The sequence below is a fragment of the Endozoicomonas sp. genome, assembly GCF_965196975.1.
Lineage (GTDB): Bacteria > Pseudomonadota > Gammaproteobacteria > Pseudomonadales > Endozoicomonadaceae > Endozoicomonas.
On record NZ_OZ239981.1, the window covers coordinates 5,498,119 to 5,521,977 of the forward strand.

18 protein-coding genes are annotated in these 23,859 nt (G+C 45.8%); 9 read left to right on the top strand and 9 right to left on the bottom strand.

Annotated elements, in window-relative coordinates:
• Positions 1-51 precede the first annotated feature (51 nt).
• The 4 genes from ACOCLE_RS24390 to ACOCLE_RS24405 all read right to left on the bottom strand — a co-directional run bounded on the left by ACOCLE_RS24390 (position 52) and on the right by ACOCLE_RS24405 (position 3,143).
• Positions 52-849, bottom strand: a complete 798-nt coding sequence (locus ACOCLE_RS24390; RefSeq protein WP_419534619.1) for a hypothetical protein — start codon at positions 847-849, stop codon at positions 52-54.
• A 166-nt stretch (positions 850-1,015) separates the two neighbouring features.
• Positions 1,016-1,675 (bottom strand): OmpA family protein, encoded by a 660-nt coding sequence (locus ACOCLE_RS24395; RefSeq protein WP_419534620.1) that lies wholly within the window; start codon positions 1,673-1,675, stop codon positions 1,016-1,018.
• Positions 1,676-1,727: 52 nt separating this feature from the next.
• Positions 1,728-2,369 (bottom strand): MBL fold metallo-hydrolase, encoded by a 642-nt coding sequence (locus tag ACOCLE_RS24400; RefSeq protein ID WP_419534621.1) that lies wholly within the window; start codon positions 2,367-2,369, stop codon positions 1,728-1,730.
• A gap of 117 nt (positions 2,370-2,486) precedes the next feature.
• Positions 2,487-3,143, bottom strand: a complete 657-nt coding sequence (locus tag ACOCLE_RS24405) for a histidine phosphatase family protein (protein WP_419534622.1) — start codon at positions 3,141-3,143, stop codon at positions 2,487-2,489.
• Positions 3,144-3,290: 147 nt separating this feature from the next.
• On the opposite strand from ACOCLE_RS24405, the gene ACOCLE_RS24410 reads away from it, so the two are divergent.
• Complete coding sequence (locus ACOCLE_RS24410; protein ID WP_419533099.1) at positions 3,291-4,181, top strand: IS982 family transposase; 891 nt, start codon at positions 3,291-3,293, stop codon at positions 4,179-4,181.
• Between the two features lie 290 nt (positions 4,182-4,471).
• On the opposite strand, the gene ACOCLE_RS24415 is transcribed toward ACOCLE_RS24410, so the two are convergent.
• Positions 4,472-4,798, bottom strand: coding sequence for a hypothetical protein (locus tag ACOCLE_RS24415; protein ID WP_419534623.1), 327 nt, complete (start codon positions 4,796-4,798; stop codon positions 4,472-4,474).
• Positions 4,799-5,189: 391 nt separating this feature from the next.
• Between ACOCLE_RS24415 and ACOCLE_RS24420 the strand changes: the two genes are divergently transcribed.
• Entirely contained in the window at positions 5,190-6,413 is a 1,224-nt protein-coding gene (locus ACOCLE_RS24420; protein ID WP_419534624.1) for a dicarboxylate/amino acid:cation symporter, read from the top strand.
• A gap of 18 nt (positions 6,414-6,431) precedes the next feature.
• Here ACOCLE_RS24420 and ribH read toward each other — a convergent pair whose 3' ends face one another.
• Both ribH and bioA read right to left on the bottom strand, forming a co-directional pair.
• Positions 6,432-6,917 carry a 6,7-dimethyl-8-ribityllumazine synthase gene (ribH, locus tag ACOCLE_RS24425; protein ID WP_419534625.1) on the bottom strand — a complete coding sequence of 162 codons (486 nt, stop codon included), beginning with the start codon at positions 6,915-6,917 and terminating at the stop codon, positions 6,432-6,434.
• An 81-nt stretch (positions 6,918-6,998) separates the two neighbouring features.
• A complete protein-coding gene (bioA, locus tag ACOCLE_RS24430) occupies positions 6,999-8,288 on the bottom strand; it encodes an adenosylmethionine--8-amino-7-oxononanoate transaminase (RefSeq protein WP_419534626.1) in 1,290 nt (429 codons plus the stop codon).
• 417 nt (positions 8,289-8,705) lie between these two features.
• On the opposite strand from bioA, the gene ACOCLE_RS24435 reads away from it, so the two are divergent.
• Positions 8,706-9,563 (top strand): 6-pyruvoyl trahydropterin synthase family protein, encoded by an 858-nt coding sequence (locus ACOCLE_RS24435; RefSeq protein ID WP_419534627.1) that lies wholly within the window; start codon positions 8,706-8,708, stop codon positions 9,561-9,563.
• Here ACOCLE_RS24435 and ACOCLE_RS24440 read toward each other — a convergent pair.
• Positions 9,544-9,750, bottom strand: a complete 207-nt coding sequence (locus tag ACOCLE_RS24440) for a DUF2061 domain-containing protein (protein WP_419534628.1) — start codon at positions 9,748-9,750, stop codon at positions 9,544-9,546. The two genes, ACOCLE_RS24435 and ACOCLE_RS24440, sit on opposite strands and share 20 nt — an antisense overlap.
• Before the next feature lie 157 nt (positions 9,751-9,907).
• Here ACOCLE_RS24440 and ACOCLE_RS24445 point away from each other — a divergent pair, with 157 nt between their 5' ends.
• Together ACOCLE_RS24445 and ACOCLE_RS24450 are read left to right on the top strand one after the other, a co-directional pair.
• Positions 9,908-10,579 (top strand): hypothetical protein, encoded by a 672-nt coding sequence (locus ACOCLE_RS24445; protein WP_419534629.1) that lies wholly within the window; start codon positions 9,908-9,910, stop codon positions 10,577-10,579.
• Between the two features lie 328 nt (positions 10,580-10,907).
• Entirely contained in the window at positions 10,908-11,951 is a 1,044-nt protein-coding gene (locus ACOCLE_RS24450) for a hypothetical protein (protein WP_419534630.1), read from the top strand.
• 8 nt (positions 11,952-11,959) lie between these two features.
• Here the strand turns inward: ACOCLE_RS24450 and ACOCLE_RS24455 are convergent, their stop codons facing one another.
• Positions 11,960-13,240 (bottom strand): ISKra4 family transposase, encoded by a 1,281-nt coding sequence (locus ACOCLE_RS24455; protein WP_419532972.1) that lies wholly within the window; start codon positions 13,238-13,240, stop codon positions 11,960-11,962.
• Positions 13,241-13,254: 14 nt separating this feature from the next.
• Here ACOCLE_RS24455 and ACOCLE_RS24460 point away from each other — a divergent pair, with 14 nt between their 5' ends.
• From ACOCLE_RS24460 to ACOCLE_RS24475, 4 genes are all read left to right on the top strand, one after another.
• Complete coding sequence (locus ACOCLE_RS24460; RefSeq protein ID WP_419534631.1) at positions 13,255-15,120, top strand: cadherin-like domain-containing protein; 1,866 nt, start codon at positions 13,255-13,257, stop codon at positions 15,118-15,120.
• Positions 15,121-15,183: 63 nt separating this feature from the next.
• A complete protein-coding gene (locus ACOCLE_RS24465; protein ID WP_419533005.1) occupies positions 15,184-16,227 on the top strand; it encodes a transposase in 1,044 nt (347 codons plus the stop codon).
• Between the two features lie 8 nt (positions 16,228-16,235).
• On the top strand, positions 16,236-17,012 hold the full coding sequence (locus ACOCLE_RS24470) for a cadherin-like domain-containing protein (protein ID WP_419534632.1): 777 nt from the start codon (positions 16,236-16,238) through the stop codon (positions 17,010-17,012).
• Between the two features lie 83 nt (positions 17,013-17,095).
• Entirely contained in the window at positions 17,096-23,710 is a 6,615-nt protein-coding gene (locus ACOCLE_RS24475) for a cadherin-like domain-containing protein (RefSeq protein ID WP_419534633.1), read from the top strand.
• The last annotated feature ends 149 nt before the right edge of the window (positions 23,711-23,859 follow it).

Genomic DNA, 23,859 nt, shown 5'->3' on the forward strand with positions numbered 1-23,859 from the left:
CAGCCTCTCTTCCCTGCTGGGACCTTATTTAGCCTGCAGGGGAGTACTTTCTTATTTCATGCTCATCAGTCTGGTATTTTTTGAAGAATCGCTTTTATCATTGTGGGCTGAAGTTTTCTTCTTTTTTACACGTCTCCAGCTGATTCTATTTCTTACAAAGTATCCCTTGATAACGTAGATATCTCTTTTGGTAAGTAAAGTATCAGGAATCCTGCTTCTGCTCAGAAAAAGATACCTTCTCACTTCGTTATTTTCACATTTCTTTATTTCTTCAAGGATTCGTTTCACTGTGCAAGCTCTATAGGGCTCCTGATAATTCATTTTTTTTGAAAAGAATGAGTTATTAATCAAGTGATATCTAACGGCCTGCATGAGCTTGCGATTGGATAACTCATTAACCCTGAAAAGCCTCCTACCTCGTTTAAATAGCTTTCGCTGTTTCTTTGTCAGCTGCTCATCATAGGTTTTTTTGTTCAGTTTCTTCTTTAAATCCTGAAGGTCAATTAACTCCCGTCCTCTAGCCTTATTTTCACACTTATCCAGAAGAGGCTTACTAATCAGCTTAAATTTGAAAGCACAGATCAAATCAATATCGTTCAGTTCTTTTCTGCTCCATATCTGGCGAAAAGCATTGAGCAAATGAACACTTCGGTCAGAGAATTTACTATGATCAGAAAAGCCATTAAGCCCTTTGGTATTTCGTCTTAATGTCTGTGTAACTGAGCTATCCCCCATAATTCCTGAAGGGCGCGCTCGCACAATGACAGGCTTTGAAATAAGCACAGCAGAAGGCTGACCTGATGAGCCAGAGCGGTTAATGTTTGAAATAGTAACTGATCCATCAGCCATAACACTTCCTGTGACCTTAAATAGACATACTTTCAGGTTACAGGGATTTTTTTCCATGTACAGCAGATGTCAGTCAAACTGACGGAACAGTTAGCCACTCTTTCGTAGCAAAAAGTCTAATACCACCAGAAAGCAGGAGCGGAAAAATTTCCGCCCCTTTATATAGTTAACGCTGTGGAGCAGGGAGAAGGTTGATTTCTACACGACGGTTCTTAGCCCGACCTTCAACTGTTTTATTACTGGCAATAGGATCTGCAGAACCGCGACCGTAGGCAGCAATGCGATCACCACTGACGCCCTGAAAAGCAATATAGTTAGCCACACTGTCAGCACGATCCTGAGACAGGGGTACATTAATCTTATCCCCCCCAGTACTGTCGGTATAACCCACCACTTCAATCACGTTACGGTCATACTCCTTGAACACTTTTGAAACAGAACCAAGCACTGGGTAGAAAGCAGACTTGATATCAGACTTACTGGAGTCGAAAGTGATATTGGATGGCATGATCAGCTTCAGTTCATCGCCCTGACGGTAAACCTGCACACCGGTTCCCTGCAGCTCAGCCCTCAATACGGTTTCCTGTCGATCCAGATAGTGGCCATAACCAGCACCCGCAGCGCCACCAATGATGGCTCCTTTCAGGGCTCCATCACCACCATCAGCAATAGCACCAATGGCCGCACCGGCGAGAACACCACCTAAACCATATTTAGTGGATTTGCTGGCCTGTTGCTCACCAGTGTAAGGATTGGTTGTCTGACAACCTGCAAGCAAAGCCCCCATCAACAGGGTTGCGACTGCAAATAATTTTTTCAATTGCATAATGATCTTCCTTAGCAAATCAGCTTAGAACTTTCTATCAGCTCAAGGCTGCTTAGCCGCGAATAATACTATTTTCCCGAATTTCTTCACCTATTGTGGTATCAGGTCCATGGCCAGCAACCACAACGGCTTCTTCGTCAAGAGTATAGAGCCTTTGTTTGATCGAACGTTCAATGGCTTTGTAATCACCACCCCACAGATCCGTTCGTCCAATAGACCTGCGGAACAGCGTATCCCCAGCGATCAGCAGCTTTGGCTTTTCAAACCAGAAACACATGGAGCCAGGTGTATGCCCTGGGGTGTGCATAGCTACACCTTCACAGCATGGCAGCTCTTCATCATCTTTTAACCAATAGTCTGGATCCGGAACCGGGTGATAAGGAACACCGAACATGCGGCATTGCATTTCAAGGTTATCCCAGAGGAACTTATCCCCCTCATGCAGATAGATGGGAGCACCCGTTTGCTTTTTGATATCACCACTGGCAAGGAAATGATCCAGGTGCGCATGCGTATGGATAAGGGCAACAACCTGTAAATCCAATTCCTGCAGCTTAGCCATTATGATTTCAGGATCGCCACCGGGATCCACGACAAACGCCTTACGGGTTACCGGATCACCAATAATTGTACAGTTGCATTGCAGGGGCCCAACAGGGAAAGTCTGCCGAATAAAGGCTGTTTGGTTTGTCATTTGACCTTCACAGTAGTTTTCTATGTTCGGCCAAGATTCTAATATTATTTTTCTATCGGGTCTTTCCCTTTATCGGCTGCTTTAGTGAAGAAAGCGACTGTTGTATTTTACCAGCGATCACAGGGCGCTTTTTTTCACACTATCCTTAACGAATTTTTGAACCTGAGAAATGGGAATAATACGGTAGCCTGCCGTTTCCAGTCGCTCATCCCCCAACCCCATAAGCTCCTGTGCAAGAAGCAGTGGGCTACCATGGCTGACAACAATAACGAACTGTTTATTCAGATCACAATCTCTATCATTAACAATGCTTAGAATCAAAGAATTCATCCTGCCCTGCATCTCAGAGCGAGTCTCTCCACCATAACTTTTGGGGGCTTTTGGGAACCAGAAGTCAGGCTCTTTGTATTGACGGTAGTCCTGTCCTTCTCTGTCCCCGGCATTCTGTTCAATTGCCCTTGGATCAACCTCTCGTAGGAAACGGGGTATTTGCAGCTTCCCCATCACTATGTCAGCCGTTTCGATGGTTCTTGGCAATGGCGAAACAACTACCTTACAAACGTTGTCACCACTGATACCTGCCTCAATAAGCTGGTTGGATGTTTCCCTCACCTGCTCGCGCCCATACTCCGTCAGTTTGACAGGCCTGTAGCCACTGTTTTCCGGATTACTGTTAAAAATATGCTCAACGTTATGCTCCCCTTCGCCATGGCGAATGAAAACGAGACCTCCATGACCACTCTCACTTGAAGGCTCTATTGCTGATGCGTCCATACATACCCCTGCATCAATTGTTATCATTGTTGATAGTGCAATATAAGAACATACACGCCATGTGCGACTTTTAGGTTTGCATAAGGAGACATGACTGATCATGCTTTCTGCTATTAAAAGCAGTAGAAAGCAAAGAAGGTTTCAGTCATGCCCGTTGAAGAGTTTATCACTACAGTCTACTGCTTGATCGACGATTTGGTAAAAGAGCTTTTTCCTGTACCACTGCGACTTCGAGGGTTTCCACCAAAGCTCACTGATAGTGAAGCGATCACCATGGAAGTTGTCGGTGAATGGCTTGGGCATCATAAGGACACTGAGATTTGGAAGTATTTTACCCGACACTGGCGACACCTGTTTCCTGACATTCCTTCACGCTCGGCATTTGTCAAACAGGCCGCCAACTTATGGCATGTGAAACAACGACTGCAAATTCGTATAGTCCAGATGATGCATGCAGATAATGCAGATATCCATTTAATCGATGGTTTTCCGATTGATGTTGTCGTCAGAACCCGTGCACCACAGAGCCGTATCTTTAAAGCTGAGGCTGGTTATGGTTACTGCGCTTCCAAGGACAAGAAGTTCTATGGCTTTCAGGGGCATTTGCTGGTTGAAGCACGAGGGATTCCTGTGGGTTTTACTCTGACCGCAGCGAACGTAGATGAGCGTGATGCAGCCTATGACATGCTCGAGACCATTTCTGGCCTCTTGCTTGGCGATAAGGGCTATATAAGGCCTGAGTTTAAAGCTGATTGTCAGGAATTAGGTATTGATCTTCAGACGCCACTGAGAAAAAACATGCAAGATGAACGTCCGAAGTCGTTTGTAAAGCTGGTATTACGGGTACGACGGAGAATAGAAACAGTGATAGGTCAATTGACAGAGCGCTTTGAAATAGAAAAGTGCCATTGTCGAGATAGATGGCATATGACATCACGTATCGCTCGGAAGTTACTGGCACATAATATTGGTTCTTATCTGAATATAATTGCTGGTCGTCCTGCAATACAGTTTGAGAACCTTATTTCCGAAGATTAAAAAACGGAAAGCAAATAATTGCGTGATTTTGAAGATACAACTTGGACTTACCATCATGCTAGCCCGGATATTTCATAAACGTGCTCCCGTTCTCGCTTGTCCTTTGCCGCCCTAAGGGAGTTTTGCTCGGTCGACCGTACTCCCCGGTACGGCACTCCCTCACAAAATCCCTTAGGGCGACAAAGTCCTGCCCGAGATTCGGGGCAGTTTATGAAATATCCGGGCTAGTAATTTGAGATAGTTTCAGACAAAGTCGCACATCGCGTAACATACTTTTTTTATAAAAGGCTTCATTTTTTCAAACTTGCCATAGCTGAGGGATAAACCACCCGTTTGGAAGAAACATTCTGCTTCAAGTAAGTCACTCGACCTCTCTGAAGTTTATGTTTTGGTGCCAGAGGCATATTGATACTTAACAGAGCAATCGCATCAATGGAGAGCAACTCTTTTTGTCCGGGATATGGAAAGTTCCACTCCTGAACATACTCCTCAGCGTCATCAGGGTCTTCTGAAGTTACGTCATCTACAATCAGGGACCATTGATATATCCACTCTTTCTTGATCGGCTTGGGCCTTGAATCAGATATAGACAGTGAAAAGCGGGTTCGTCTCAACACGTTACTACTCCTCGGTAATTCAGAAGACGTCACTTTATAGAATCATTAGTGTGCAGCCGCACAGGCCTTTCGAGGTAGGTAGTGTAGTCAAAAAAAGACTGGTCATAAGTACCAAAAAGCATATTACTGATCCCCCCCAGCGAGGGAAAAATATCTTTCTTGAATTAATGGAGCCTTCAGGCCAAACCACCATTTTTTAACAAACAAGACAAAAATAAGTTAATTTAAGAATGAACCTATCTCAATCAATACAGCCTAAGTAAATATCAAAACAAAATAATAACCAGTAAAAATCGTGTCTACTCTTATAATTCAATCCAGTAGACAGATTCCAAAACCTATGCAGCCAGGCAAAAAAAACAAGGAAAAACAACCCATTATAAATAGCACTATGATTCTACTCATAGCTGGATTATGCGGGGTTGTCACCGGATGGTTTGACCTTAATGAGTTCAATCAGGCCAGTGAGGTTGTATCCGACCTGTTCATACGGATGCTGAAACTTATCAGCCTCCCAATTATTTTTTTCGCACTGGTTTCAACCCTTTCCGGTATGGGCAATGCTTCCGATGTTAAGCGCCTTGGCGGCCAGGTTCTGAAATACACGGTGATCACGACTCTGGTCGCTGCCACCGTTGCCCTGGCTCTATACTTATTCATAGCCCCGGCGGGAAATATAAGCCCATTAGCGGCAGCTGCAGAGCCTTCAGGCCCATCTGGAAGTTATTGGTCCTATCTTATTGGCGTAATTCCTTCCAGTTTTATTGAGCCTTTCTATACCCATAATGTGATGGGCGTTTTATTTCTGGCCCTCCTCCTCAGTGCTGCCACTATGGCTCTGGAAAACCAACATAAAGAAGTTCTGCATTCCTTTTTTGACAGTATGTTCGCTGCCATTATGAAAATGACCGGACTGATTCTCAAACTCATGCCTCTGGCCGTCTGGGCATTCGTAAACCAGTTCATTCATGACCTTCAGGGTCAGGCAATTCTTCAGGACCTTGCTCTTTATTTGCTCTGTGTGCTTTTGGCTAATATCGTTCAAGCTGGTCTGATATTACCCTTGTTTCTGAAATTTAAAGGGATTTCCCCCTGGCAAACCATGAAAGCCATGTGGCCAGCCCTGACCGTTGCTTTTTTTGCAAAATCATCAGCAGCAGCACTGCCCTATGCCGTTGAATGTGCAGAAAAAGACATGAAAGTTCAGAGTAAAGTGGCCCGTTTCAGCCTCCCCCTTTGCATCACCGTCAATATGAATGCCTGCGCTGCCTTCATACTGATTACGGTTCTCTTTGTCTCGCAAAGTAACGGCGTTATGTTCTCACCTCTGGAGCTGCTCTCATGGATAGTGATTGCCAGTATTGCCGCCATTGGTAATGCCGGTGTTCCCATGGGCTGTTATATGCTGTCCAGTGCATTTCTGGCCGCTATGGGGGTACCACTTCAGCTGTTGGTTATTATTCTGCCGTTCTACGCCTTGATTGATATGCTTGAGAGTGCGATTAACGTGTGGTCAGACTCTTGTGTGACCGCCATGGTTAACGCCGACCTGTTACCCGATATGAGTTTGAGAGAGGGAGAGAGTGATAAAGCAACTCAAGTGGATCACCATTGAAGTGATCCACCTTGGATCTTAACCTTTAACCTGGCTGATCCAGTGTAAAAGCTCAGAGGTGGCGTACACTGCCTCTACGCCTTTATTCATGTGATCATCACCGGAGCGTTTTTTTGCGTCTTCCACGCTATCAACCCCAATGACTTCATTGATTACTGGCTTCCCGAAACGCTCCGTGACATCCATAAAGCCTTCAAATACACCATGAAGTACCATCTCATCATGGCTGGTGATACCTTTCAAAACCACCCCAAAAGCCAGGATAGCATCCAGACCCGGGTCTTTTTCAAACAGAATCCGTGCCGCAAGCGGAAGTTCCAGTGAGCCCGGGACTTTGTGAATAGAGATGTTCTCCGGTTTAACATCCAATACCAGAAGCTCTTTTTGAGCCCGGTTAATCATGGCATCGACACAGTCACTGTGCCAGCTGCTACCTATAATCGCCAGCCGCGCATGAGGAATTTTGTGGAACTGTTCCGGGGTTTTAGGAAGGCCTGCGCCCATCAGGGGTACTCCTTTAAGTAACGATTAGATAATAGTTTGATGGTGAAAGTTAGCTGGCTGCCGGTCTTCCGGCAAACCTGTTTAATTATTTACCCGATGAAGAACTCGGCAAATGCTGCTACAAAGCGCTACCAGCTCATCGTGGGAAATGACGTAAGGAGGCATCACATAAACCAGCTTGCCAAAAGGTCGAACCCAAACTCCCTCTTCAACAAACAAAGGTTGAATTTCGGACATCACCACCGGCTCTTTTAGCTCCACGACACCAATACCCCCCAATACTCGGACATCAGTAACCGCAGGCATTTCAAAACAAGGCATTAAGCCTTCCCTGAGTGTTTTTTCAATCGCCGTCAACTGACCATGCCATTCGCCTCTGGACAGGATCTCCAGACTGGCATTACCCGCAGCACAAGCCAGTGGATTAGCCATAAAGGTAGGGCCGTGCATAAAAGGGCCGTGTTCAGAAATGGTTTGGCTGATCTCCTCTGAACACAGAGTTGCGGCCATCGTCATGTACCCCCCCGTCAGGGCTTTTCCGACACACATGATATCCGGAACAACACCCGCATGTTCACAGGCAAACAGCTTTCCGGTGCGACCAAACCCCGTAGCGATTTCGTCATGAATCAGCAGTACCTCATAGTCGTCACACAACTGGCGCAGACGAACCAGGTATTCTGGTGAATAAAAATACATGCCTCCAGCACCCTGAACAATGGGCTCAATAATCACACCCGCCAGCTGATTCCCCTGTCGATCCAGTATCTGCTGCAGCTCATCAATATGCCTTTCTTCAAAAGCTTCACCAAAACGACACTCGGGACGGGGGACAAAATAGTGCTGAGGAAGAATACCGGTAAACCAGTGGTGCATGCCGCCATCAGGATCACAGACAGACATTCCCCCGGTGGTATCCCCGTAATAGCCCCCCCTGACGGTCAGCATTTTATTCTTTTCAGGCCTGTCACGGGCAATCCAGTATTGCATCGCCATTTTGATAGCAACTTCAACAGCCACAGAGCCTGAGTCTGCAAAAAACACCGTTTGAATAGGCTCAGGGGTCATCGCCACCAGCTTTTTAGCCAGATCAATTGCAGGCTTATGGGTCAGGCCACCAAACATGACATGGGAGAAATCATCAATCTGACTCTTTAGTGCCGCATTCATTTCAGGGTGGTTATAGCCATGTACCATGCACCACCAGGAAGACATGCCATCAATGACCCTGCGCCCATCATTCAGATGCAAATAGACACCATCTGCCCCGACCACCGGGAACATATCCACGCGATTAATGGTCGTACTGTAAGGGTGCCAGATATGTTCGGCATCAAAGATCAGCTCTTCCGGGGTTATTAGAGGGCTCAAGCCTGACTCCTTTTTACACGTAATGTGTTTGACCTTTCCGGATGGAGAAGATAATCGCGGTGCTGTTCTGTAGCAAGCGTAAACAGCACTTTGTACCCATCAAATTCACCAAACCCGTTATGAGAATGGTTGACCGAAGCGTAAAACATGAGACAAAGGGAAGTGAAGAGCCATGGTTATGTCGAGAAGCTTCAACACAGATTCAGGCTCAGACAGTCAGTACAATAGGGGGATAGAAAATGCGTTGGGTATTGTTTACCCCTTATGGCTGTTTTCCTGATCCTAACCTACTCTGCCCCTGTGGATAATTTGAATAGTTCGTTCCAAAATCAGATGATCTTCAAATCCATTCGTCACTATTGATGAGTGTTCCATGGGACATTTTTCAAAAATGGCGGCAGCTATTGTGGAAGTAATATGCAGGCTCTGTTCGTAAACCAACTGTCGACCCTGGACTTCAGTTACCTCTGTCCAAAGCGCGGGTTGGTGGGTGAAACCTGGCTTGTGGATGTCATGCTGGGTGGCGAGCTTGATGAACAGGGCATGGTGTTTGATTTTGGGCATGTGAAGAAACAGGTTAAAGCAATGCTGGATAGCCTGTCAGACCACCGCCTTCTGGTTCCCCTGAACGCAGAAGAGACCTCCATTACCCATAACAAAGAGCAGTTAGTTGTTCGCTTTCAAACCTGCCATGGGATTATTACCTGTTCAGCACCGGCACAGGCTGTTCTGCTGGTTGATTCAGAGGCTATAACTCCGGAGTTGCTTACCCCCTTTCTGGAGGAGGCCATACACCGGGAACTGCCAGGCAATGTCACAACGGTTGAGCTCAGGTTATACCCTGAAGATATTGGTGGGGCTTACTATCATTACAGCCATGGTTTGAAGAAACACGATGGGGATTGCCAGCGGATTGCTCATGGGCACCGCTCTCAGATCAAGGTTTTTGTCGATGAGCAACGGGATCAGGCTCTGGAGGCCTGGTGGGCATCACAGTGGCGTGACATTTACATCGCCACAAAAGAGGATCTACAGGCTTCCTTCCAAGAGAGCAACGTGGAGCATTATCGATTCTGCTACACAGCCAACCAGGGGTACTTTGAGATCAGCCTGCCCAGCAGTAACTGCTATTTGATCGACACCGACTCCACTGTCGAACTGCTTGCTACCCATATTGCTCTCTGTCTGGCTGAGCGAAAGCCTGGCAAGACCATCCGGGTCGTTGCTTTTGAGGGCCTGAATAAAGGCGCCATTGCTACGCACTCACTAAAGTAGCGGTATGCTTTGGTCTAACGTTTTTAAATCGATTCCAGACTTTTTCATGGAAATAATAAGCCACGGTATTCACAGCAGGCTCAACCATCGCCAGTGCACCACCGACCATAATATCGCCAGTCATCAGATAACCTACTGAAAATGCAACACAAAAGTGTACTGCTGCAAAAGAAACGGTCTTAGCCATCTTGTCCTCCGGTCTTCGTGACCACTCAATCGTTGTTGGCTTTATTATATGAGAATGATTATCAATTATAAAAATAAAACAAACCAACACATTCAATAGAAAAAAACTATTAACAATCAACTAATCTTTAGGTAATGGCCAAAAAGGAGAACGTGCTATGTCGTCTTCACTGACGGATCAGATTAATAACCGCCCAAACCAGCCCGACCCTATTAAAGACCCGGAGATTGGACCATCAGTCCAGGCAGCGGCAGAGGATAACGTTGAGGCCAGCTTTACCGATACGCTAACTGAGCTGCCGAAAATGCTAGAGATGGATTTCAATAAGGTAGAAAACCTTCTGGCCAATCTGGCCGCTACCAACCCGTTTCGTCCGGACATGGCTTTTGGAAAGCAGCCAGAGGTTGCTGTCATTGATGCCAGCAATAGCGTTCAATCAGCACCTGTCGCTCCCATTGGTGCTGCTGTGGATGCAAGCCATGTCAGTAAACTAAGGCAGGTTAATGCCGCTTTGGCAGAATATGATGTGCGACTTCAGCAGGTATTTGATGAAATGGCTCTTTCCCGTTCAGGCAGAAAACCAGACCTGCATAACATGGGGATAGAATATGAGCGCTTGATGACGTTTGTTCGTCAAACTGAATACCATTTGACTCAAGCGATCAAACTGATACCGGAAACGCTCCCAGAGAATACAGGACAGCCAATAGCTCAATTAATGCCAGAATTTACCCAAAGTCTGGTTCGCTATGACAGTGAGTTTCAGCAGATCTTCGGCGTTATTCAGCATGAATTAAAGCAGGCAGAGATTGCCAGTAGAGCTTCTTGAACAACTGCTGCTGGTTAAAACAACCAGCACTTCTGCTGATGATCCCCTTCAACTCCACAAGATAATTAAAATAAAACAAGTGTAGCCAACAATGAGTAACAAGCCGCTCAATACTTTCAGTAGCGTTGCGGCTATACTCTTCCTTCTCCAGATAGTTCGCATTATTCTGCTAACGACAGCTCATCAACATTTTTTCTTGGGTCAAAGCACTCTTATAAAAAAAGAAATGACAATAAACTTATGGGTATTTTGGTTTTTAACATCACTGTCGGAACTTATCCCTAGAGGAGTTATCTAACTGTTCATCCTGCAAAAATGCTTAAATAATATGTCTACAGAAGTAAGATATTTTAAAGAATCAATTCATGCTGGATATAGCCATGATATATCCAGCGATAGTGAAGGAGATGAGAAAAATGACCGTATTTCTCTCATCACACCTTCAATGCGTGGAATGAAGGTTTCTCAAAAATCGGGAGTATCAAGACAAGTTGAGAGAGGAACCATAGCTGAGGTAAACGAACAACGCATTGATCAAAGATCAGCATCACGTTTGCCGACACCATCAAGAGTTGAGTATCGAAAATCCCCTGAGAACAGCGAGGCCTCTGTAAGACTCATTACTGAAGACAGTAATAAATCCATTTCTGACGTTTGTATTCTAAGCCTCAATGACTATCCAAGCTGTGCAAGTAGAAATGAGCATGAATCAGGACAAAGCGTTACTGTTTGTTTAGAAAAAAAAGAAGTTTTACAATCACCACCTCACAGTTTGCACGAACATCAAAAAGTGACCGTACAGGATCATTGCCATTTATCCCCAAACTGGAAGCCAGATAAATTATTTGTCTCAATTACTTCAGGTTACGAATATATTTTAAGTCAATTATTTGAGAGAAAAGATATTTCAGAAGCTAAAGAAGACAAAAGAGTCAACCCTGCTTTTATTCACACCACCGGAAATTTTAATTTGGGTAATAAAACTAGGTGCGTCATTAACATTGGTGCTGAAACGGTAAGTATTGAACGCCAAAGCAAAAACAAGTCCTCAACAGGACTTTCTCCGGATGATCTTGATACCATAAAAGCATTTTTAAAAACTCTGGACAAGGATGGTATTTGCTATCGCCTTACATCAATCAGACCCTGTACTGAAGCAGCAAATCATCAAGAACCCCATAGCACACGTGCCACCCTCACTTTTGCTATTGGAGCAAAGCCAATCGACTTACCCTGGTTAAACTCTATGCAAGCCCTTGAAAACCAAGTCAGGCAACTGGCTGAGCAGTGTTTTACTCGTGAGAATCCAGGACTGCTAGGCAATTGGAAGTCCATATTCTGCGGGGTTCAACAGGGTGCTCTCTCAATTTGATAACTGACTCATAGGTTAGCTTCAACCTTTCCAGTCATGAACTCAGACCAAAGTTGTTCCCAGCGCCCCTTACTCTGGATCAGTGCTCTTGTTGTCAAAAGCACTTCCGCTCCTGTTGCTTTCCACCTCATTCCAGAACCACATAATCGTTGCTTTACCAGAGTCTTACAAGCCGCTTCAGTAACTCCTGAACCTATTGGCCAATGGCGTTTAAGCGCCTGATGATAATTCATTAACTGGTGATTGTTTGTAAAATAGCTCACAGCTTTGTAGCGCTTCTCTGTCAGTGCGATTGTCTTTTTCGGGAGCTCGGCTGATTCAATTTCCTGAAGGATTTTTTTGGCTGCTCCACGCTTGTTTTTCAAACTATGTAGCCTGTCTTCAAGCCACTGGTGTCGCTTCGCCTTACTGGTTGGAAACAGTGCTTCCGCTGCTCCAGCTAAATATTCAGATGCATGATAAAAATCGAGTATCTGCCCAGAGGTATGTTGTTTCAAATAACTCCAGTTTTCTCTAGCCCCGTCAGCTACCCCGATGTATGTGGCATTTGGGTAGAGTCGTTTTAGATCTGCAATCTCCTCGTCGAGCTTGCTCATAAAGCTTTGTTTACCATACTCTGGCGAACTGGCTGTATATATCGTGTGGAGCCTGTCTCCATCTGCAGAATATAGGCTCAATGTCCCACACATGGCTTCCCTCCAGCCTTCTTCACAAAGCAGCATGCAGGTTCCATCCAGACCAATGGCTATTGTTTCAACAGGCTCTTTTAGTGGAGGAAGGTGGTAGTGAGTGTCTTGCTGGTCTTCAATTAATGCACCTACTCTGTCCGATAAATGCTTGATATAAGAATTTGAAAGCGTCCTTTGATGGTTGGTCTCAAAATCTTCTTTTACCGCAGGCGCTGGCATCTGGCTGTATTTCCAGGCGATAGACTTGGCAAATTTGGGGGTAGCTGAACCAATAATACCGGCACGAAGATCAAGTGCTGCCAGAGTACTGCCACCTCTGACACCCTGATATACGGAGCGCTCCAAAGGTATACGACCGTATAAGGTTTCATAGTGCTTAAGAACCTTTCCTTTGTAGTTCCACTTCTGCTGATTAACGACGATAGGTTCTTTATTGGGTGATTCAAATAGCCCCAATAACTCTTTTGTTCCAAGCTGCCCGGCTTCATTGAGTGCACGCTGTAAACTATCTTCAAGATTCAGCATGTTGCCTGAATCTATAGAAACTTCAATTTGCAAAACGATGCTTTTGGTAGAGCTGGAAATAACAGAAGCGGGCATGACAGTTAACTATTATGAGTGGTGTTCCCATAGTAGCTGTGAAAATAGAGCACTATTGTTTCAATCATTCAGAGAGAGCACCCAATGAGATCACCGGCTCAGCTTACGATGATACCTTTAAATTTGAAAATCTGCAGGCGGGTGATGTCATTACCCTTAATGGTGGCGCTGGCAGTAATACGGTCGATTTAGGGGGTTTCAGATCGGATCAGGTAACGCTGGACCTTTCAACAAAGACAGCAACGATTGATGTTGATGGCACAGGAAATACGGCGACCATTAATTTCAACAATGTGGACTTGTTCCAGTTTAGAACGGATGTATTCGATGGTACTCCACATGCTATTGAAATCGATGATTTCCCCTGGATCATCAATGGTACCGGCCTCTCTATTGACTCTGACAGTAGTAGCAATAATTTCCCTGTGACTTTAATTAATTATGAAGGGACTATTTCCGAATCGTTCACTCTTGATGCTCAGGTTAAAACCAATGCCAGTGACTCTGGCTGGTATAACGGTGGGATTATTTTTGATTATCAGGATGAAAATAACTACAAGTTTGTGATGGCAAGAATCGGCGCACAAAAATGGAGTATTGAACAGATAATCGATGGTGTTCACTCCAATGTTGTTGCTATACCCGCAACGATTCCCAAAAATGTCTATGTGCCTATTCAGCTCAGGGTTGATGGGACCGTTGCTAATTTTTACTCAGAGGGTGAGCTTAAAGTTTCACACGATTTTGGTGAGCCATTGAATGATGGTCGTATCGGTGTTTTGAATAATAATGCTGACACAGACTTTATCTTGGAAATGTCCCCTTCCAATTGGGCTCCTTCCGTTGAAGACTACCAGTTTGAAATGCAGGTTCAGGATGGAGTACTGACAACCAGCAATGTATTTGATGGTGCGGTAGATCCTGCAGATGAGGTGCTCTCGGTTTCTGGTTACAGCAACGGAGCTAATGGCTCAGTTACCTACAATGGTGACGGCACCTTCAGCTACACACCGGCAGAAGGCTTTGTCGGTGCCGATCAGTTCAGTTATCAGATAACTGATGGCACCAATGTGACTTCGGGCACGATTGATGTTGTTGTGAGTGATAATGCCAGCGTCACCATTGATGAAGGTGGTGCATTCCAGGTTGACCTGGGGGCTGAGCTGGTGGATACCGATGGCTCAGAAGCTCTGGAAGTCACTTTATCAGGCATACCCGACGGTGCTCTGGTCAGTGATGGGGTAAACAGTGTCACGCTGTCGAGCAGCGATCAGGTTGTTGATGTCAGTACCTGGGATATTAATAGTCTTCTTATCACTCCTTCTGAGCATTACTATGGCAATTTCAATGTGGATGTTTTTGCCACGTCATCAGAGTCCACTGGAAGCACTTCCGTTTCTTCCAGTTCATTGACGGTTTATGTGCTTCCTGTAGTGGATGCGCCGGTCGCCGGGGATGTGACGGTCTGGCAAGTCGTCGAGGGTGTTAACTCAGGCAGTGCCATCAACGGTACTGATGTAAGTGATGTTCTGGTTGGGGATGATGATAATGTCATCAATGCTGGTGGTGGTGCGGATATTGTTGCTGCCGGTTTTGGTAATGATGTGATTGATGGTGGTGATGGCAATGACCAGCTAAATGGTGAGTATGGGGATGACATCATTACCGGTGGTGCTGGTGATGATCAGATAAATGGCTCCTTCGGTATCGATACTGCCGTTTTCAGTGGAGTACGGAGTGAATATACCATTGAGGAGCGAGTTGGTGGAGGCTTCATTATTACAGATACGGTTACTGATCGAGACGGTACTGATCAATCAACCTCTGATGTAGAACGGTTTCAGTTCTCCGATGGCATTTATGACCAAAATACATTGTAGGACTTTCGCATTGACAGGCAGCTGTAAAAATTGCTAGATCAGCAAAAAATAGCGGATGTCGTCGTGCGTAGAAAGATAACAAGACCTACAACAGCTGGGTGTGATTTGCCGAAATATACAGGGTTTCTATTGTGTGAGCCGAAATCAGCAACCTGTACTCGCCTTAGTGAGATCGGAGATATGTCACACCACAGCGTTAACCGTTTTCTACAACGTGAAGACTTTGCTCCCAATGACCTTTTCATGGAAGTAGCCGCAAGGCTGATTCTTGATGGGGGCACGCTATCGGTTGATGATACGGTGCTGGATAAGCCGTACAGTAACTACACGGCATTCATCGGCTATCATTACTCGGGCAAGCATCATAAAGCCGTCAAGGGCATTAATCTCATAACGCTCTATTACACCGATATCAAAGGCTATAGCCTTCCTGTCAATTTCCGTATCTATGACTCTGCGGACGGAAAGTCCAAAAATGATTATTTTCTCGAGATGCTGAAAGAAGTACTTGTATGGGGCTTACGACCTGCATTTGTTACGGGGGATTCCTGGTATAGCAGTGCCGCAAACCTGAAGACTGTGAAAAACAACGGTCTGGGTTTTATGTTTGCCGTTAAAAGCAACCGTACTGTTTCTATCCAAAAGGGTGACTACCAACAAGTGCAGAGCCTGGAGATTCCTGAAGAGGGAATAACCGTTTGGCTACGTAATTTTGGTTCTGTGCGTTTGTACCGGACGCGGCTAAAAAACGAGCTGCGCCATTACGTCGTCTACACACCCCATGCTGGATCAGAGGTATCACCACAGGTAGGCTTTAATGAACTTCACCTGCACCATTGGGCGATCGAAGAGTATCACCGGGCGCTGAAACAACTCTGCAGTATTGAGCGCTTTCAGGTGAGAGGAAAGCAGCAGGTCAGGAACCATATTTTTGCCTCTATCTTTGGGTATGCCTGCCTTCAGGCCAAGAAAGTATCTGAATCTCTCAGTAGCATCTATCGCGTTAAGAATGATGCGCTCAAGGATGCTATTTGGGACTTCATTAAGAGCTTCTCTGATGGTAAAGACTGGCTGAGACCATCTTTTATCAGAGCTGTCAATGCGTAAGTTCTACATTGTTAAATGGTCAGCCTGTTGCTCAGCCAACTAACAACGCTTCATTACTGACAGACACCGTATTTGTTATTACCGAAGAGCAGCTTCTGGCAAACTCGGTAGATTATGACGGTGATAATCTGACGGTTCAGGAAGTCACATACTCCGGTTCTGATGGTGCATTAACGAATACTGGAGAGGGTATCTGGCAGTTTGAACCCAACGATAACTTTAGTGGCTCAACGGAATTCAGTTTTACCGTCACTGATGGAGAGCTTACGAATACTGCAATGGCAACACTGAATACCCAGAGTGGCAGTAGCTCTGTTACAGGGGCTGAGGGTGTTGATGTTGTACTTGGGTCTTCAGCGGCGAATAGCATCAGCGGTGGTATTGGTAACGATACGCTGATTGGTAATGCCGGAGATGACATTCTCTTTGGTGGCTCTGGAGATGATCGCATGGAAGGGGGAGAAGGCTCAGATACGTTCTCGTGGGTATCATCTGACCTTGGTACTGCTGCTCTACCAGCAGAAGATTTAATTACCGACTTCCAGACCGGTCCGGGTGGCGATGTTCTGGATCTGGCGGACTTGCTGGATGAAGCTGATCCTCTGGATAACTATTTGAGCTTCAGTTTTGAAGACAGTGACACTGTTCTGGAAGTCAGGTCTGATGCATCTGATGTTACCCAGAGAATTACCCTTAAAGGCGTTGATTTATCAGGGTATGGCGGTGGAACCTCGAATATAGAAATCATTAATAACCTGATTGATGATGGAAACCTTCAGGTTTGATTAATGGCAACACTTATTAAATAAAAATAATGAGAAATAATTAAACCAGTTTTCGTGGTGAACATAAGGGAGTATGTGACGTCATGGATACCAGCTCGGGTAATAACCGGCACACTATCGATAATCCAGAATCTATCCAAACACTGGATTTTAAGTCAGATAACAATCAGCAGGATGTTTTGGATGTCAGCCAGTTGTTACCTGATAGTGGTGTCAATGCTTCCAATTTAAAACAGTTTGTTAAAATTACCGGCTCTGGTGTATTCGTGGACTCTTCCGGTAGTGGCCAATTCTCGGTAGACAGTCAGGTCGCCCGTTTTGCTCCTGGGGGGCCGGCTTTGAATGCCATGGTGGCCGTGCAGGTTGCAGACACTTCCATTATTCATTTTGATCACACCGTTAATGCCGATGTGCCCCTCAGTGATTCTCCAGCTATTGATTCATTCGATCAAGGGGGGGGCAATGAAATTCGAGGGACGCATCAATCCGATATGCTGATGGGGTCTTCCAGTGCTGATGTGATGCACGGTTCCTGGGGTGATGATGTTCTGGAGGGTGGTGCTGGTAACGATGTATATATTGGTGGTGCAGGCTCAGACCGCTATGTCCTGACGGATACTGGTTCGGTGGAAACTCTGGATTTCAAGTCAACCCGCTTTGAAAAAGATGTGTTGGATGTTAGTCAGTTACTTCCTGAAGGCGCAGATGCCAATAACCTTCTCAGTTATTTAAGTATTACCGAAGAAGGGGTGTTTCTTGATGTTTCTGGCAATGGTGACTTTTCGGAAGAAAACCAGATCGCCCGCTTTACTGAAGACAGTGTTTTTTCCCGTAACGAAATCCTGATTGATATTGGCGACAATATCCGTGTTGTATTCAATATCTTCGCACAGGCAGGTGTACAACTTCAGGATGATGACGCATTTCAGACTGCGGAGGTGCTGGCCAGCCGTACTCAGAAATACAATCCCCGCGGACAAGATTATGAGTCAGACAGTGGTCCTGGTGCTGATGCCAGTACTGCCTTTATCAGAAGTAAGTCTGGAGAGCTGTTTAACTTTCGTCTGGATCAACATCAGGTAGAAGAGGCGCACGGCTCCGATGGCGGTGAAATTCTGGATGCTGCTCAGGTTGGGCTAAGCAGTGATGCAAAAGACGACAATGTAGCGGATCATAAGCTCTGGATGTACGGTCGTGATGGTGGTGACACCCTGCAGGGGAATGCCGATGGTGTCATGCTGGATGGGGGGCGTGGTAACGACCGCATTGTTGCTGGTGGTGGCCGTAACATGCTGATTGGTGGCGAGGGACGGGATGAGTTTGTACTAAATCTGGAAACGACCACTGGCGATGATCTCAGGTCCGACCTGTTATACGACTTTACCAGTCTGGAAGGCCACAGAGATCTGATTGATCTACAAACTGTTCTGCCTGAAAACGTGGTGGCTGAAAACATCCACGCCTTCGTTAAGGTAACGGATGCGGGGGTATTTGTTGATGTGAATGGTGGTGGACAGTTTGACGCCTCTAATCAACTGGCCCGCTTTGGGGAACGTTCGGATATCGACAACCTGGTTCGCTTCAGACTTCCTGATGGACAGGAGATCGAATTTGACCGTGAAGATGCCTTGTCAGAACAAGTGGGGACTCGTAGTGGTGAACAGCTTCGTGGTGGTGAAGGTGGAGATGTCCTTATTGGTCTTGCTGGCAATGATGTGTTGGATGGTGATGCCTTAACCAATGATGAGAGCGCAGATCATCTTTATGGTGGTAGAGGCAACGACACCCTGATCGTTGATGGGCTCGACCTTACCCAGGGAACGGTAGAAGGTGGCGACGGTTTTGATACTGCAAAACTTCAAGGTGATACTGGCGAAAGTCTTTCCCTGAACTTGCAAGCCACTGGTATTGAAAGAGCCTTCGGTGGCTTCAGTGATGATGTTCTGGATGGGTCCAGTTATACCGGTCTTGATGGATTTAATAAAAACAGCGGAGCCTATGAAGAAAATAGCGCTCAGCGGATAGAACTTTTTGGTAAATATGGCAATGACACTCTGAAAGGAGGTATTGCCAATGACTATTTGGATGGCGGGTATGATGATGATGTCATCGCTGGTGGTGCCGGCCGTGACTTTATGGTGGGTGGCAGTGGCAATGATACCTTTGTACTCAGTGATGATGGTGAGATAGATACCTTATGGGATTTTAAATCAACTTCAGAACAGCATGATGTATTGGATCTCAGTGCTTTTTTATCTTCAAGTACGTCATTGGACGATTTAAGCAGTCATGTCCATATCGACAATAAGTTTGTTTATTTTGACCCGGAAGGGAACAGTCAATTCAATTATTCAAATGCTGTTGCGAAGTTTGGAGGAGCCTCGGTTGTTCATGAACCAGTAAAAATCAGTCTTGGTGATGGTAGGGTATTCAGTAAAGAGGCTGGCTGGTCTTCTGATGTTGTGAGTACACAGAATGATGGGGCATTTATTATTACCAGTGAGTCATTGATTGCCAATTCTTCATTGAGCTCCGCCTCAAATGTCTCAGTAACCAATCTGTCCAGTGATAGCGGCCAGCTGACGGATAATGGCGATGGCACCTGGACGCTGATGCCTAACGCTGACTTTAATGGTCAGCTGAATCTCGATTACCAAGTAATAGAAACAACAATGGAGGCTGATCAGCTTCTGTTCTCCACCGATTTTGCCAATTTTTCTTCAGCGACCGCAGGTGCCTCTGTACTTGAAGCAAACACCGGATGGCAAACCAGTAATCCGTCAGGGAATGTGGAGTTGCACTATGAAACCGTCTACGGTGGATCTGATGGCTCTAACAGAGTGATTGAGGTAGAAGCCGCTGTAGGTGATAACAATCTCTACAGGGATATTTCTACGGAAGCCGGGCGTAGTTATGAACTTAACTTTGACTTCTCTCCTCGACAGGGTGTTATCAGCTCAGGAGTTGATGTGTATTGGGGGGGAGAAAAAATTTCTGAGCTTGATGGCAGCTCAGGCCAGTTCAACTGGCAGAGTCAAACACTGACACTGACTGGTGATGGCTCAGAAAAGCGCCTGGAATTCCGGGCAACCAGTAACGAGGGCGCAGGTGGGCTTCTCGACAATATACAGCTAACTCGGATGGGGTATGAGGTTGAGAGTGATCCGGTTGAAACCTCCGTCATGGTTTCTGCTGATACGTCATGGTCTGTTGAAGGAACCCATATTATTGCCGATGGCCGCGAAGATCAGGTGCTGAGATTCACAGAAACGGACTTACTTTCCAATGTTGATGACAGTAATGGACAGAGTGAGATCAGTAACGTTCATTATGACGGAAGTGATGGTTCGTTATCCGAAGTGGCTTATATCGAATTTGACTCCGGAACCGATGGTCAAATTGAGTTGGATCAGCGACTGTCAGAGTATGATGCCTTCACCATTGAATTTGAATACACATCAACGGGGTCGCATTCAGGAAATATAGAGAATATTCTGAGTGCACAAGTCCCCTCCAGCGACAATATGCTGAATGTTTATATTCAGAATCATGATGGTTCCCTGCACCTTGACCTCGGGGGGGCAGGAATAAACTTTGATGGATTGAATATTCAGGATGGAGGTACACATACCGTTACCATGACCTGGGATAGTGAGAATGGCGCTATTCAGGTATTTGATAATGGGGCTTTGATCGATAGCAGTACGTTCAAGCAGGGCTTGACCATTCCATCCGGTGGTTGGGTGATGATTGGTCAGGAACAGGACAGCTATGGTGGCAGTCTCGATAGTACTCAGTCAGTGACCAATGCTCGCATTGGTCATGTTGCCATGTCTTACGATGCAGTTTCCCGAGAACAGATTGAGTCTGGCGCGAGTGTTGTTGAAGCCAGCAATGAGCTTGCCTTTGATCTTCGTGCACAGAATGGAGGTGTGGTTGATACCACCAATAGTTTTTCTGTCAGCACAACTGGGGGAGTAGATGTTGTTCATGAGTATTTTGAGTTTACTCCAGCAGATAACTTTTTCGGAAATGTCACGCTAAGCTACGACCTTTCTGATGGAAGCAGTACCGTTTCCGACAGTGGTATTTTGAGTTTTGCGCCTGAAAATGATGGGCCAGAGTTGCAGGTTCATGAGTCCGGGGATGGTGCTTTTACTGTTCTGGAAGGTAGTTCAAATGGAACCGTTATTGGGCAAGCTACCGCCAGTGATGTTGATAACCCGGATTCTCTGGTATTTTCTCTAAGTAATGATGCGGGTGGTCGCTTTACTATTGATCCATCCTCCGGTGTGATTAGCGTAGCAGATGGAACATTACTGGATTTTGAAACGTCTGGTTCTCATGATCTCACGATACAGGTCAGTGATGGTCATTTGACAAGCAGCCAGCAAATCACCATAGACGTTTCTGATGCGAATGAGGCTCCAACAGTTGATGAGCCAGTAGACCTTGGTACTATCACGGAAGTGGATAGCATCACCATTACAAAAGCCATGCTGTTGACAAATACGTCAGATGAAAATAGTGATGCGCTAAATATTATTGATTTGTCGTCCAGTAATGGTGTTGTTGTTGATAATGGAAATGACACATGGACATTTACGCCTGCTGCTGATTTTTCAGGTGTAGCAAACTTTGGCTTTCATGTATCTGATGGTCAGGCAACAATCGAAGCACAGGCAGCGCTGCGTGTTAATCAAGTTATCTCAGAAGATAATTTTAATTCAGGATCTGATGGTTGGAATCAGTCCACCAGTTCAAGTGATAACTTCAATACCGGGAATCTGTTAGGGCGGTTTGGTGGTACTGGCGGCAATGAAGCTGTTTTTAAAAACTTTGATCTGCCAGATGGTGTGTCGGAAGTAACGCTCCAGTTTACCCTTTATGAGATAGATTCCTGGGATGGTGAGCAGTTTCAAGTCTTTGTCGATGGACAGCAATACCACGCCAAGAGTTACTCCCATGGCAGTATTGCTTCTGGGGCTGAGACTGTTATTGATGCTCAGGGGAATACTGTTGGTCAGGTTGAGCACGGTCAGGGTGGGCACGTTGGTTTTTATGGATGGGTTGATCAGGCTCATACCTACAGCATGACGATCCCGGTTAGCCCAGACCAGAGTTCTCTTAAAATTGGTTTTGGTTCAACCCTGAACCAGGCTCTGAATGATGAATCCTGGGGGATCGACAACCTGGTTCTTTCCATTTCGCAGTATGCCCCTGAGTCTTCAGATAACAGCCTTATTATTCAGGGCAGCAGTATTTATCATTTCTCGGTTGCTGATTTTGAGTTCTCTGATTCTGACGCTGGTGATGCACTTCAATCAATAACTGTTACGTCATTACCGCAGAACGGTTCGCTGATGTTGGATGGTATTGCTGTCACTGCTAACCAGGAAGTTGCTGTTACAGATATTGGTAATCTGACGTTTGAATATGGTGATGACAGTGTTTCACCAACAGGTTTTGGTTTTACTGTGAGTGATGGTCAGCATGCCAGTAACGAGCATCAATTCTCTATAAGTCAGGGCTCTCAGGTTCAGTCAGAGGATCTCAATAGTTATTCAGCTGGTGATGTGAATGGCCAAAATGGCTGGTCTGTTCAGAAATTTAATACTTCCTCTTCTATCACAGTGAATGATACTGCAGGTCATGAGGGTGGTAAGGCGATGGTTTTCAACTCCAGTGGTCCTGGGGTTGGGGCCAGTGCAACACTTCCAGATTCAGACGTTGGGATCCTGCCTGATTTCAATGTCACTTCTTCTTTTTCCCTGGAAGTTGATATCAAGAAAAACTATTGGGGTTCGGTTTTTGGGATTGGAGCTGATGGTAATAATGATGGTCAGATTACCGCCAAAGGAAGCAACAGTGAACAGGGGTTGAAATTCAGTTTTGGTAGCTATAACAACAGTGCAATGTATATAACGCTGGCTGATGGCACCACGGTTGCTACCAGTGCAGGTGGTGGCTCCGGGTGGTTCCGTTTTCGATGGGAAATCGATACCGCAGCAAATGATGGTCAGGGGCAGGGCACATTGATGTTCAAGAGCCTGACGGATGGTGCTGCAGAGTGGACAACTTTGCCCGAGTTGACTGATTTGAACCTGGGGTTGGATCCAGAGTCATCGGATGCCAGTAACCCCGTCAACTGGGATGGTTTTTTCCTTCATTTTGAGGGGGCTGGCAGTGGGTTGGATGGGCTCAGGGTTGAGACAACGTCACTTTCTGGCACAGTTGACAGCGACATAGTTCAGGGTTCATCAGAGGCCGATCAGTTAATCGGTAGCCTGGGAGATGACACGCTGTTGGGGGATGGTGGAGGTGATATCATTTTCGGTGGTGCTGGCGATGATGTGATGACCGGTGGTGATGGGTCAGATACGTTCTCCTGGCAGGTAAGTGATGTTGGAAATATTCAGAATCCAGCGGAGGATGTGATTACTGACTTTCATGCTGGGCTGGGTGGTGATGTCCTGGATATCAGTGATCTTATCACTGAAGAAGGAAGCGCTGTTGAAGAGCTGCTCGCTCTCAATTTTGAAGATGGCAACACAACCATTGATATCAAATCATCTGAAAGTGGTGATGTTACTCAGAAGATCACGCTGGATGGTGTTGATCTATCCAACTATGGTGGAGGCTCCACGGATATCGAAATCATCAATAACCTGATTGATGATGGGAATTTACAGGTCTAGAAGTGGGGTATGAAACTCTGGTCCGTTTTAAAGTATCTGTGCTTCCCGAATCATCACCGAAACGGTTTTCAAAATAACCAGTGCAAGAATCAGTCTTGGGGCCCAATGCATCTCCCGAACGTCTTTCGCAAACTGTCTGATCATCATTC

Bases quoted from the DNA above. Each gene is read 5' to 3' on its own strand.
- ACOCLE_RS24445 (WP_419534629.1), top strand. From the start codon at position 9,908: ATGTCGTCTTCACTGACGGATCAGATTAATAACCGCCCAAACCAGCCC.
- ACOCLE_RS24460 (WP_419534631.1), top strand. From the start codon at position 13,255: ATGAGTGGTGTTCCCATAGTAGCTGTGAAAATAGAGCACTATTGTTTC.
- ACOCLE_RS24435 (WP_419534627.1), top strand. From the start codon at position 8,706: ATGCAGGCTCTGTTCGTAAACCAACTGTCGACCCTGGACTTCAGTTAC.
- ribH (WP_419534625.1), bottom strand. From the start codon at position 6,917: ATGGGCGCAGGCCTTCCTAAAACCCCGGAACAGTTCCACAAAATTCCT.
- ACOCLE_RS24410 (WP_419533099.1), top strand. From the start codon at position 3,291: ATGCCCGTTGAAGAGTTTATCACTACAGTCTACTGCTTGATCGACGAT.
- ACOCLE_RS24420 (WP_419534624.1), top strand. From the start codon at position 5,190: ATGATTCTACTCATAGCTGGATTATGCGGGGTTGTCACCGGATGGTTT.
- ACOCLE_RS24400 (WP_419534621.1), bottom strand. From the start codon at position 2,369: ATGACAAACCAAACAGCCTTTATTCGGCAGACTTTCCCTGTTGGGCCC.
- ACOCLE_RS24405 (WP_419534622.1), bottom strand. From the start codon at position 3,143: ATGGACGCATCAGCAATAGAGCCTTCAAGTGAGAGTGGTCATGGAGGT.
- ACOCLE_RS24395 (WP_419534620.1), bottom strand. From the start codon at position 1,675: ATGCAATTGAAAAAATTATTTGCAGTCGCAACCCTGTTGATGGGGGCT.
- ACOCLE_RS24475 (WP_419534633.1), top strand. From the start codon at position 17,096: ATGGATACCAGCTCGGGTAATAACCGGCACACTATCGATAATCCAGAA.
- ACOCLE_RS24390 (WP_419534619.1), bottom strand. From the start codon at position 849: ATGGCTGATGGATCAGTTACTATTTCAAACATTAACCGCTCTGGCTCA.
- ACOCLE_RS24455 (WP_419532972.1), bottom strand. From the start codon at position 13,240: ATGCCCGCTTCTGTTATTTCCAGCTCTACCAAAAGCATCGTTTTGCAA.
- ACOCLE_RS24450 (WP_419534630.1), top strand. From the start codon at position 10,908: ATGTCTACAGAAGTAAGATATTTTAAAGAATCAATTCATGCTGGATAT.
- ACOCLE_RS24440 (WP_419534628.1), bottom strand. From the start codon at position 9,750: ATGGCTAAGACCGTTTCTTTTGCAGCAGTACACTTTTGTGTTGCATTT.